This window comes from Microbacterium sp. 5K110 (genome assembly GCF_005774735.1).
In the GTDB taxonomy this organism is placed as follows: Bacteria; Actinomycetota; Actinomycetes; order Actinomycetales; family Microbacteriaceae; genus Microbacterium.
Map to the genome: position 1 here is coordinate 1 of NZ_VBUM01000167.1, position 1,652 is coordinate 1,652.

The window sequence follows — 1,652 nt, forward strand, 5'->3', positions numbered from 1 at the left end:
GGGTCTCGGGGGCGTGGACGGCGGCCGTCGCCGCGTCCCACGTGACCGGGAGCTCGAGCATCCCGCGGAAGACCCATCCGCCGATCACGGCGGGACGCTCCGGATGCAGGTCGAGGCCTCGCAAGCGCTCGAACAGCCGCGGCAGACCGACCGTGGCCACCTCGGCCTTGGCGACCCAGGCGCCCAGGCACACGTGCACGCCCTTGCTGAAGGCGAGGTGAGGCGTGACCTCGCGACGGATGTCGAACTTCGCGGCATCCGGCCAGATGTTCTCGTCGCGGTTGGCCGAGAGGATGCAGATACCGAGCTTCGCCCCGGCGGGGAGCTGCACCCCGGCCAGAACGGTGTCGGTCGTGACCTGACGCGAGTACAGGCCGATGGGTGCGATCCAGCGGATGGCCTCGTCGAAGACCGCCGGCCACAGCGAGGGGTCGGCCTCGACCGCCCGACGCTGATCCGGGTGCTCGAGCAGCGCCCATGCGGCGACGCCGAGGGCATCGCGGGGCTCGTTGAGTCCGCCGCCGATCGTCATCTTGACGTTCGCGCGGATCTTCTCGATCGGCATCTCGTAGTCGGGGATGCGCAGCAGCGTCGAGATGAGCGAGTGGTCGGGGTTCTTCGCGTGCCACGCGAGCATCTCGTCGAGGGCCGCGTCGACCTCGTCGAACGACCGCTTGCCCTTCGCCCACACCTCGGGATCGTCGGCGTAGTTGCCGGTGGCGTCGATGAGCGTCTGCGACCAGCGCTGCAGGTCCTCCTGGTGCACGTTGTGGAAACCCAGGATCTCGCGCAGGTTCTCTGCGGCGTACGGGGCGGCGAAGTCCCAGACGATGTCGGCGCCCGGGCCCTTGGCGATCATCTCGTCGAGGTAGCGGTCGGCGTTGCGCTCGAACACGCTCGTCCAGGTGCGCTTGACCACGCCCGGGCGCAGCACCGGCTGCCAGGCCTTGCGCTCCGGGTAGTGCTCGGGATCGTCCCGGCGCAGCATCGAGTGCCCCATCGCACGGATCTGCAGCGACCCCTCCTCGTTCGCCGAGAACGTCTCCTGGTCGAACTCGGTCGTGTGCACGGCGTCGTAGCTCGTGATGAGGTAGCGCCCGACGCTCGGCACCCAGTGCACGCCGCCCTCGGCCCGCAGACGGTCGTAGATCGGGAAGGGGTCGCGGTAGAGGTCGGGGATCGTCACCCAGTCGGCGATGGGGGCGGGTCGGCTCACGGTGCACTTCCTCGTGTCGGTGTTCGGCGGCGAACAGTTCGAGTATCCTTCGAGCCATACACCGGCAAAAGCGGCTTTTTCCGGTCTACTTCCTCGATATTTCCGATGTAAGGGCTCACGATGCTCGCCGTCCCCGACTTCACACTGCGCCAGCTCGGCTACCTCACCGCCGTCGCCGACGCCGGCACGATCGCCGCCGCAGCCGCGGAGCTCCGCGTCTCGCCCTCCACCCTCTCCGATGCCCTCGCCGACCTCGATCGGATCGTCGGTGCACCGCTCACGGTGCGCCGACGCGCGCACGGGGTGTCGCTCACCAGCGCGGGCGTCCACGTGGTCGACCGCGCGCGGCCGCTGCTCGCGGCATCCCGGGAGCTCATGATCGGTCTGCGCGGGGAGCCCGGAGAGCTCGTCGGACCCATCACGATCGGCTGCTACC

2 protein-coding genes are annotated in these 1,652 nt (G+C 69.4%); one reads left to right on the forward strand and one right to left on the reverse strand.

Annotated features, from left to right (window positions below; genetic code table 11):
• On the reverse strand, positions 1 to 1,216 hold a 1,216-nt coding region (locus FE256_RS17880), incomplete at its 3' end, for a cytochrome P450 (protein ID WP_138178336.1).
• A gap of 120 nt (positions 1,217 to 1,336) precedes the next feature.
• Here FE256_RS17880 and FE256_RS17885 point away from each other — a divergent pair.
• The coding region (locus tag FE256_RS17885) for a LysR family transcriptional regulator (RefSeq protein ID WP_138178338.1) at positions 1,337 to 1,652 on the forward strand (316 nt) is incomplete at its 3' end.